This window comes from Streptomyces sp. NPDC058459 (assembly GCF_042721685.1).
Classification (GTDB): domain Bacteria; phylum Actinomycetota; class Actinomycetes; order Streptomycetales; family Streptomycetaceae; genus Streptomyces.
Genome location: NZ_JBHXLV010000243.1, coordinates 1 through 9432, shown reverse-complemented (window position 1 = coordinate 9432; position 9432 = coordinate 1). Strand labels below are relative to the sequence as shown.

At 69.8% G+C, this 9432-nt stretch carries 12 protein-coding genes; all 12 read right to left on the bottom strand.

What is annotated here, in order from left to right; genetic code table 11:
* Positions 1-206: 206 nt before the first annotated feature.
* Positions 207-899, bottom strand: coding sequence for a dTMP kinase (locus tag ACFWN1_RS29160; RefSeq protein WP_384368349.1), 693 nt, complete (start codon positions 897-899; stop codon positions 207-209).
* A complete protein-coding gene (locus ACFWN1_RS29155) occupies positions 896-1975 on the bottom strand; it encodes a hypothetical protein (RefSeq protein ID WP_384368346.1) in 1080 nt (359 codons plus the stop codon). Before ACFWN1_RS29155 ends, ACFWN1_RS29160 begins: the two co-directional genes overlap by 4 nt.
* The gene (locus ACFWN1_RS29150; protein ID WP_384368343.1) at positions 1972-2799 is read right to left on the bottom strand and encodes a hypothetical protein; all 828 of its coding nucleotides are present in this window, start codon (positions 2797-2799) and stop codon (positions 1972-1974) included. The genes ACFWN1_RS29155 and ACFWN1_RS29150 overlap by 4 nt, the downstream gene beginning before the upstream one ends.
* On the bottom strand, positions 2796-3425 hold the full coding sequence (folE, locus tag ACFWN1_RS29145; protein ID WP_384368340.1) for a GTP cyclohydrolase I: 630 nt from the start codon (positions 3423-3425) through the stop codon (positions 2796-2798). The genes ACFWN1_RS29150 and folE overlap by 4 nt, the downstream gene beginning before the upstream one ends.
* 57 nt (positions 3426-3482) lie before the next feature.
* Positions 3483-4229: a 7-carboxy-7-deazaguanine synthase QueE gene (locus tag ACFWN1_RS29140; RefSeq protein ID WP_384368337.1), complete on the bottom strand. Its 747-nt coding sequence runs from the start codon at positions 4227-4229 to the stop codon at positions 3483-3485.
* A complete protein-coding gene (locus ACFWN1_RS29135) occupies positions 4226-4636 on the bottom strand; it encodes a 6-pyruvoyl tetrahydropterin synthase family protein (RefSeq protein ID WP_384368334.1) in 411 nt (136 codons plus the stop codon). The genes ACFWN1_RS29140 and ACFWN1_RS29135 overlap by 4 nt, the downstream gene beginning before the upstream one ends.
* Positions 4637-4675: 39 nt before the next feature.
* A complete protein-coding gene (locus tag ACFWN1_RS29130) occupies positions 4676-5143 on the bottom strand; it encodes a DUF6082 family protein (protein ID WP_384368331.1) in 468 nt (155 codons plus the stop codon).
* Positions 5144-5216: 73 nt separating this feature from the next.
* Positions 5217-5792 carry a DUF6624 domain-containing protein gene (locus ACFWN1_RS29125; protein ID WP_384368328.1) on the bottom strand — a complete coding sequence of 192 codons (576 nt, stop codon included), beginning with the start codon at positions 5790-5792 and terminating at the stop codon, positions 5217-5219.
* The gene (locus ACFWN1_RS29120; protein ID WP_384368325.1) at positions 5789-6439 is read right to left on the bottom strand and encodes a hypothetical protein; all 651 of its coding nucleotides are present in this window, start codon (positions 6437-6439) and stop codon (positions 5789-5791) included. Before ACFWN1_RS29120 ends, ACFWN1_RS29125 begins: the two co-directional genes overlap by 4 nt.
* Entirely contained in the window at positions 6436-6918 is a 483-nt protein-coding gene (locus ACFWN1_RS29115) for a LuxR C-terminal-related transcriptional regulator (RefSeq protein ID WP_384368322.1), read from the bottom strand. The genes ACFWN1_RS29120 and ACFWN1_RS29115 overlap by 4 nt, the downstream gene beginning before the upstream one ends.
* Positions 6919-6944: 26 nt before the next feature.
* Complete coding sequence (locus ACFWN1_RS29110; RefSeq protein ID WP_384368319.1) at positions 6945-8177, bottom strand: cytochrome P450; 1233 nt, start codon at positions 8175-8177, stop codon at positions 6945-6947.
* A 13-nt stretch (positions 8178-8190) separates the two neighbouring features.
* Complete coding sequence (locus tag ACFWN1_RS29105; protein WP_384368316.1) at positions 8191-9369, bottom strand: cytochrome P450; 1179 nt, start codon at positions 9367-9369, stop codon at positions 8191-8193.
* Positions 9370-9432 lie beyond the last annotated feature (63 nt).

Below are 9432 nucleotides of genomic sequence, written 5' to 3'. Positions count from 1 at the left end.
GTGCACCACCGGCCGGTACCGCTCACCTGGTAACTCAGGCGCCTGCCCATGACCGGGGCGTAGACAAGTGGTCCGCCGGTCACGGGGGCGAGCAGAAGACGGGGGTCACCTCTCGCCCAGGTGATGCCGTGACAGACGTATGTCTCGCTCGCGGACAGGGCCTGGTCCATGGTGCGTTCCTTGTTTATCGGTGCGGGAGAGCCGGGTCAGACGGTCAGGCGCAGACGGTCGGCCAAGGCAGCGGAAGCGGCCTTGTAGACCTGGTCGCGGTCCAACTGGGCGACGTCCAGCGTCAGCCAGGCGCCGCGCTCCGCCTGTTCGCGCATCTGGTCCAGCACGGTGTCCTGGTAGCGGATGAAGTCCTCGTCCCCGCCCCCGGCGTGGCCGGCCTCCAGGGAAGTGAACGAGCCCTTGCGGACGAGAGCCTCGCGGGCACCGATGTTCAAGAAGAACACCAGGTCCGGCTTCGTCAGATGCGCGAAGACCTGCTCGCACAGGCGGGGGGAGACCTCGGGGTTGACCGCGTACCGGGCGAGGATCTTGTGGTGCGCGTTGTCGAGGATCACGTGGGTGCCCGCAGCGAGGGCCGGCTGGATGACGAGCCGGTCCTGCAGGGTGTACCAGGAGGCCAGGGCCAGCAGCCAGTAGTGGTCGCCGCATGCCTGGGCGACGCGGGCGTCGCGCCGGTAGACCAGCTCGTTGAGGCGGTCGAGGTAGGCGGACAGCTCCGGGTCCTGGGGGACGTCGGTGCTGTGCTTGCCGATGAGGACTGCCGTGTGGCCGGCATCATTGAGGGCCTGGTGCAGGTGGGCGGCGAGGGTCGACTTGCCGGCCCCGTCACCGCCGACGAAGGTGATCAGCTTCCCGGCTGCGGTGGTGGTCGGCGCGTTCGCCGTCATCGGGACTCTCCCAGGGTGTGGGTCGGGCTGGAGGTCAGGCGGCCGGTGATGATGGTGCGGATGCGGTCCACCAGGACGGCCCGCTGGCGCAGGACGTCGCCGTGCCGTTCATTGGACAGGTCGGCGGGATAGTGGGTGGCGAGGTTGTTGGAAATGACGTGGAGGTAACCGAATCTGATCCCCGTCTGGCGCGCCGCCGCGCCCATGGGTCCGATCTCCGGGTCGACGAAGGCGTACGAGGCGGTGTGCTGGGCCAGCCAGTCGCGGTTCTCCAGCAGGATCGACGGGGAGGAGACGTGCAGGCCGCTGTGCACCCCGTCGTGGGCGGCGGCGTAGTCGCCGAAGAAGTCGTCCCAGCTCACCATCGCCCCGCGTATCAGGCTGGTGTTGCCGGTCGCCAGCCAGGCGTTCGGTTCGACGCCGGGGGTCAGTGAGCCGACCTTGCCGACGTAGACGACGTCGCCTGCGCCGAGTTCGGCAAGGCGCGTGACGACCCGTCCGGCCACGTCTCCCCAGATGCTGTGGAGGAACCCGAGGTAGACCACGCGACGGCCGGCGACGTCGAGGCGCTGCCAGGCGTAGCCGGGTCCGCGGGTCCACACTCCGTTCTCGGAAGCGAGGTGCTGAAGGCCCCAGCCGACGATCACCAGGTCGCCGTCCAGTTCCAGGTCGAGCGCGTCGAGCGCCGTTCGGCACTTCTCATGCTCGGGCGGCTGATAGGTGACAGTGTCTGCCGGGCGGCCGGTCATGGCCAGGTACGTGGCGATGATCAGGGCGTAGTGCTGGACGTAGTCGGCTCCGGGGAACGCCTTGACGACGAGGTCACGGCCGTGGATCTCTGCGGTGGGCCGTTCGATGTTGAACAGCTTCCCGGTCTTTTCGTACCGGGAGACCACCGCCGTGCGGTCGTAGCCGCCGATGACGCGGATGCTGTCCCAGTCATGGTCCTGGATGAGGTGGTGGACCTTGATCTCCAGGTAGCGCAGCAGCCTCTCGTGGGTCATGGTGTGCCCGGCTGGTTCGATCGGGGCGGCGCGCAGGAGGCCGGGGGCGGGGTCTGCCAGTAAGGGGGTCATCGGTGCTCCTCGGCGATCGTCACGCTGCTGCCGGCCGCTGCGCGGACGACGCAGATGTTCTCCCGGATGAGGTCGAACCGGTCTTCGGGGATCGGGCCGAGCTTCTCGATGCGGGGCGTGGAGGGCTTCTCGTAGGGCCCTTCGGGCAGCAGGGCGACGCCCATCGCGCCGAGGATGACCGGGGCCGCGCCGTCCACGGAGGAGATCCACTCGCGCTCGCGCTGCTCGATCAGCTCCAGGTGCCCGGTCCGGCCCAGACCGAGCAGCCGGTAGACGAGCAGATCGTCGAGCAGGCCGTGGTCCTGCAGGTAGGCCGTCGCCAACCAGCGGGTCCGGCACAGCTGCTCGTCGGGATCCGGTCGACGCGAGGCCGGCAGAGCGATGGCCCCGGCCCAGTCGCTGGTCACGAAGGCGTCGTAGGTGCGCAGCCACTCGTCGTCGTCCGCGGCGTGCAGCACCGCGCACAGCCGGAATGCATCGCCGGACAGCTCCCGGATCTCGCGCGCGGCCTTCTCGCCAGCCTTCAAGGTCGCGGCCCCGTCCCGCATGACGTCCGGCAGGATGATCTCCCTCGCGGACACCGCGAGCGCGGCTTCGACGAGGCTTTCCGCCGGCAGGGCGTAGCCGAGGTCGAAGAGCCCGTTGTCGACGATGATCTCGGCGCCTCGCTCGGCCTCGCGAGCGAAGAAGGCCCGGTAGCTCTCGTCGGACAGCACGTGCTGGGCGGCCACGTGGTGGACGCGGGCCGGCTCCTGGGCGACGAAGTGCTCCAGGTAGGCAGGCGGAGCGATGACGGAGAAGTCGATTCCCGCAGTGGTGATCACGGCGCTCCCCACAGGCCGGTGGTGAGGGTGAGGAACTGCTGGGAAAGGACGGGATCGGTGCCGAAGCGCCCGCCCGAGTGCACCGTGGTGGTGCGAGCCTCCTCCATCCGTACGCCCCGCATGCTCATGCACAGGTGCACGCCGCGCACGGCGACGGCGACGTCCTCGTGTCCGATCACGCCGTTGAGGTATTCGGCGACCTGGCGGGTGAAGCGTTCCTGGACCTGCAGTCGGCCGGCAAAGTGCTGGGCGATCCGCCCGAACTTCGACAGGCCCACCACCTCGCCATCCGGCACGTATCCAGCCGTGACCTGCAAGTTCATGGGCAGCATGTGGTGCTCGCAGAGCGACCACACACTCATGCCGCCCACGATGACCAGCTGACCACCCAGCTGGGACTCGGTGAAGCAGGTGGCCGTTGCGGCGCCGTCCGGGGACAGGAAGGTTTTCCACCAGGCCGCGACGCGGTCCGGGGTGCCGGTCAGCCCCTCGCGGGCGGGGTCCTCGCCCAGTTCGGCCAAGAGCTGGTGGATCAGGCCGGCGACCCGGCCGGTGTCGATGACCGCAGCGGGCCCGGGGACGACGGCGGTCGGCGCCACTGCCGGGCTGGCGATAGAGGTCGTCATGGGCGTCTCTCGTTTCCGGGGACTGGGGGAACGGATGGGGCGTGGTGGCACGTGCGGTCAGCGGCCTCGGGCGTCCGCGAAGGCCAACACGTGAAGGCGGGTGGTGAAGTGCCAGTGACGGGCCGCGACCGCGTCCGCGAGGACCCGAGTGGTCGCGGTGATCACCTCGGGGGTGGTGCCCTCCGGCATCACCCACACCGGCGCGAGCCGGTGGGCGTCGGCCAGCTCGGCGATCCGGTCGAGGTCGTCCACCGTGGAAGTTACGAACTTGAACGCCGCCTGCCTGGAGGCCACGAACGACTCCAGCGCGGCTGGCACGATGCTCTTGGTCTCCTTCACGCCGAAGCTGGCGAGCTTGGGCGAGACGTTGAACCGGACCTCGTCGGCCACCAGCTCGGGAGCGGGCGCGATGGTGCCGTTCGTCTCGAACTCGATCCGCTTGCCGGCTGCTATCAGTCCCCGGACGAGAGGCACCAGTCGCGCCTGCTGGATCAACGGCTCGCCGCCGGTGATCACGACCAGCTCGACCGGCGAGGAAGCGGCCCAGGCCACCAGGTCCGCCACGGACCGCTTCGCCGACTCCTTGCGCGGATCGAACTGGGACCAGTCCCAGGTGTACTTCGTGTCGCATTTCGCGCAGGTGAGGTTGCACCTGGACAGGCGTATGAACAGCGCTGGGTGTCCGCAGCTCGGTCCCTCGCCCTGGAAGGTCGGCACCTCGACGCCGAAGCACTCCGCGACGATCAGGTGGGATTCGCCTTCGTCAGCCGTCGGTTCGTCGGGGATCGTCCCGGATGCGGTCACCGTCCCTCCACATCGAAGCGGGCCCAGCTGCTCTGGGTCTCTCGGACCAGGATGGCGACCAGGCGGCCGGGGATGGCGGGCTGAAGGTTCTGGATGAACCACCCGGCCAGGAACTGGGCCAAGCGCTCCGAGGTCGGCTCGAAGGGAAGAATCTCGTGCAAGTTGTGATGGTCGAGTTCGGTGTTCATGAACTCTTTGAACGGAGCAAGCGCCCCGAAGTCCGCGACGAAGCCGGGCTCCTCCAGCGAGGATGCGGTAAGGATGACCTCGACCTCGTAGCTGTGCCCGTGCTGGCGCGAGCACTTGTGCTCGTCCGGCAGCCCGGGAAGCCGGTGGCCAGCCTCGAAGTTGAACGTCTTCCCGATGGTGAAATCGCCGGGCGGTAGTGGAACAGCAATGAAGTCCATGGAGTTCCTTCAGGAGTTGAGAGCGAGGCAGCCTCTTCTTCAGGCGGCTGCGGTTTGTTCACGCGAACGGGCTTGAGCGGCCCGGTCCAGAGCGTTCGTGAACCGCTCGGCGCGCTCGTCTCCCTCGGCCTCCTGGGCGCGGAGGTCACCGAACCGCTTCCAGTACCGTCGGCTGACGTCGCTCTTCATGATCCAGGCAGCGAAGAAGGGCAGGTGCCCCTTCGGGACGAAGCCCAGGCGGTCGCGCAGACTGAGCGCGCAGATGAGCCGGTTGGCCGACATGAGCTGCATGTACTCCTCGGCCTCCATGTCCTCCGGCTTCCAGAGCTTGGCGAGATCGGGATTGGTGGACGTCTGCGCCAGCCAGTCGATCTGGTTGCCCGCGACCAGCGCCTCGTTTCGCTCGGTCTGGTGTCGTGCGTCCTGCCGGAGCCGGGCCGCTCCGACCATGGCGGTGGTGAGGGAGACGGCAGCACCGGCAGCGAGAACGGCGGTGGTGAGCTTCATGCGTCAACGATCCTTTCCCAGACTGGAGTTGCGGCCGTGAGACGACTGGTCGAGAGGTTGCGGTTCTGCTTATTCACGCGGCCCCCGCGAGGACGACGGTCGGGGCCTCATCGGCGGAGCCGTAGGGGGTGTACCGGCGGCGCACTGTCTTCAGCGCGACGGCGATCGGCGGCAGACCGACGGTGGCCCTGCGTGCGTCGACTGACTCCGGCGCGCGCAGCGGGCACAGTTCGATGCTGTCGGCGCGCAGCAGGAGCTGGGTGCCGTACTCCTGGTCTCGCCCGCTGGTGATGAGGGTGCGGTCGTGCAGGTGCGCCCAGTGTTGGACCAGTGCGTCGCCGGCCTGGACCGCACGTCCCAGCAGGGTGGTGGCGGCGCGCTGGAAGTCGGGTTCGTCGTCGCTGTGCAGGGCGATGCTCCACGCGGCGCGGGCCGCGTCGGGGCCGACGAGGCGGTGGCCGGGCCAGTCGTGCTCGGCCAGGATGCGGCGCAGCACCTTGGTGTTGGCGTGGTCGGTGTGCCGGCCCCGTCCGAGCTGGACGGCGTCGAGCTGGTCGCGCACGCGCTTGGCCCGGTGCGCGGTCGAATCCGTGGCGCGGGCGATCAGCTCGCGGGCGAGGTCGGGCCGCAGCGGTTCGTCGGTGGTCACGCGTTGCTCCGGTCACTCGGGGCTGGATGCGGCGCGTGGACCTGGCAGCTGATCAGTGTGCTGAGCCCGGGGCGGGGCTCAGCGGGGAGTTCGAGGCGGGCGGCTCGATCGCCGTCGCGTCCGGGCCCCGATCCGTGCACGTCCCAGCCGGTCTCGATGAGCCGACGCAGGACGGCAGCGAGGGGTTCGACTTCGAGGGCGTGGCGTGCCAGGGTCTCGGCCCGTACGACAGGGAGGTCGACCCGGGCGGCGAAGTCGGACGCCCACAGGGTGATCAGGCGGGTGATGTCGTCGGACTGGCCGGGCAGAGTGTGGACGCTGTGGAGAAAGAGGCACGGCCCGTGGCCCCATCCGAGGTCAGGGTCGTGCTCGGGGATCATGCAGGCCAGCAGCCTCCCGTCCTCGAACAGTCCGGCGGGCATGGCCTGCGCCTCGCGGAACTGCGCGGGGATGTCGGCTCGGGTGGGTACGGGCAGACCGCGCAGGGTGAGCCAGCGCTGGCGGTCCTGGATGAGGGCGGCGGCTTCTTCGCGCTCGGCCGCAGTGCTCAGCATGCGCATCTCGTAGATGGCGGCCGGCGGCGTCTGGGTGAACGTGCCGGTGGCGGAGCGGTCCTCGCTGGCCGTGGGGGTTATAGGGCGAGTCACTGGGTTGCCCCGCTTCGCGTCGCGTGGGCGGCTTGCTCGGCCGGTAGCAGCTGCCAGCTGTGCGCAAGGACCACCAATTCGGTGGTGTCCTGTGCGCCCGTGTCGGCGAGGAGCTGGTCGAGCGCGGCGCGCAGGTCGGCCGGGGCGAGGCCGGCGGCGAGGGCGATGTCGCGGGGCAGGGTGTGTTCTGCCGCGGCTTTGAGCAGGCTGATCTGCTCGGGGCTGAGATCCGGAGCGGGGCGTGGCGGTGTCGGGGCGGTGATCTGGCCGGAGTCGAGGAGGCGGTGGGCGACGACGGCGAGGGAGCAGCGTTCGGGACAGGCCAGCTTCCAGCGCACGGTGCGCAGGGTGGAGCGGACGGTGTTCGGCTTGAGCTGGGTGGCGGCTGCGATTTCGCGGGCGTCCAGGCCCTTGATCACGTGCGGGGCGATGCGCTGTTCGGAGGGGGTGAGGGGCTGTATTGGGGCGAGGGCGGTCATGGTAGGGATTCCTCGTTGAGGGCCGGTCAGTCGGTCGTCGTGGGGCGCAGCAGGACGGGGACGCTGGTGTGTCCGTTGCTGATGAGGCTCGGCAGGCGCTGTAGGTCTTCGCGCTGGGTGGCGAGCTGGGCGTCTGGGAAGCGCTCGAAGAACAGGCGCAGAGCCGTGGCGACTTCGAGGCGGGCCAGCGGGGCACCGAGGCAGAAGTGGACGCCGTGCCCGAAGGCGAGGTGCTCCTTGCTGATCCGGGTGGCGTCGAACTGGTCGGCGTCCTGGTGCAGGCCGGGGTGTCGGTTGGCGGCGGCGTAGGAGGCCAGGACTGCGTCGCCGGACCGGATGGTCTGCCCGTCGGGGAGCGGGATGTCGGTGAGGGCGTAGCGCAGGGGCAGGTGCTTGACCGCGGGCTCGTGCCGCAGGGTCTCCTCGACGATGTCCTGCCAGGTGCACCGACCGTCCCGGACGTGGGCGAGCTGCTCCGGGTCGGACAGCAGGGTGGTGAGGGCCTGGTCGATGACGTTGACGGTGGTCTCGTACCCGGCGCTGATCATCAGCAGGAGCGTGTCGCGCAGTTCGGCGTCGCTGAGGGTGGAACCGTCGCCTTCCTCGTCGCGGGTGGCGATCAGCAGCGAGGTCATGTCTTCGTCGGGCCTGGTCCGCTTCGTGGAGATGAGGGCGTCCAGCAGGCCGTAGAGGGCGGCGGTGTTGGCCGCCTGTTCCTCGGCGGTGAGGTGGGTGGCGAAGACGTTGTCGACCACGGTGCGGAACTCGGCGCGCTGGTCGGCGGGGAGGCCCATGAGCTGTCCGATGACGGCGATCGGCAGCGGGTAGGCGAGGCGCTCGCGCAGGTCGACGCTCTCGTCGACCGGGAGCGCGTCGAGGTCGTCGAGCAGCCCGTTGAGCAGGGTCTCGATGCCCGTCTGGAGGGCGGCGGTGCGGCGGGCGGAGAGGGCGGGGGTGACCATGCGGCGCAGGCGGCTGTGGTTGGCGCCGTAGGCGGTGAACATGTTCTCCACCGCGACCCATAGGGCCAGCGGCCAGGTGGGGACGGTCTCGGCGAAGGCCGGCCAGTGGGCGCGGCCGTCCTTGGAGACGTCCTTACTGGTGAGCAGTTCCTTCAGGAGAGCCGGGTCGGAGACGGACCAGGCGCGCACGCCGAGGATGTCCACGAGGGTGGCGGGGCCGCGCTCGCGCAGGGCCTGGTGTTCGGCGTCCGGGTCGTTGCCGGTGGGGTCGAGGACGAGTATCTGCTGTTCGGGCACGTCGGGGTCTCTTTCAGCTGGTGGGGAAGGTGACGGGGAGGGTCACCAGGGAGCGGTGGAAGGGGCCGGGGCGCCAGGTGAGGTCCTCGCGGCGGGTGGCGAGGTCCATTTCGGGCAGGGCATCGAGGATGTGGAGGATGGCGGCCTCGGCGATGAGGTAGGCGTGAGAGCTGGCGGGGCAGCTGTGCGGGCCGGCGCCCCAGGCGAGGTGGGCGCGGTTGCCCAGCGGCGCGCGCCCGCCGAGATCGGGGTCGTTGTTGCATGCGGCGTAGCTGATGACCACCGGCTCGTCGGCCGGGAGCAGGTAGCCGCCGACGTCGGCGGGCCGGGGCGGGTAGCTCATGGAGAAGTTCGCGAGCGGCGGGTCGCGGTACAGCACCGTGTCCAAGGCTTCGCGGACGGAGGCATCGCCGGCGTGCAGGTCCCCGGAGAAATCCGGGTTGGTCAGCATCTCCAGGAGCGTGTTGGTGATCAGGTTGGTCAGCGGTTCGATGCCCGCGCCGTAGAGGGTGAGGAGCTGCTGGCCCATCTCGATGTCGTTCAGCCGCGCGACGTGGACGAGGAGCCTGCTGGTCACGTCGTCGCCGGGGTGCGCCCGGCGCAGGGCGACGAGATCGGTGACGGCCTGGGCGAGGATCTGGTTGCCGATGGAGGCGTTGACCCCGTCGAAGATCTTGGACATGCCGTCCGCGATCCGTCGCCCGACCTCGTCGGGGCAGCCAAGCAGGTGGCTGAGCGTGTTGAAGGCGAGCGGCCAGGCGTACTGGGCCAGCAGGTCGGCCTTCCCCTCGGCAGCGAAGGCGCCGATGGTCTGGGCGGCGACCTGCTCGACGTGATCGCGCAGCGCGTGCTGGTCGACGGCCTGCAACGCGGCGGTGTTCGCGGCCCGGTAGCGGGCGTGCTCGGCGCCCGCGGAGCGCAGCGCGTTGGGCCGGTACTCCATCATCGGCCGGATGGGGCAGGCGTCCGGGACGGTGGTCTGCCACCGGCGCGGGTCGGCGGGGAAGCGCTGCGGGTCGCCGAGGATACGGCGGGCCGCCTCATAGCCGACGACCAGCGTGGCGGGCACGCCGGGCGCCAGGGCCACCGGGACCAGGGGACCGAACTGCTCGCGCATACGCCGGTAGAAGGCGTGCGGGTCTTGGGCGAAGTCGGGCTGGTACAGGGAGATGCGAGGGGGCGCGGTGCTCACGGTCGGGGCTCCAGACGTGCGAGGTATTCGGTGAGCTGGATCAGGGCCTGCATGCACGACGCC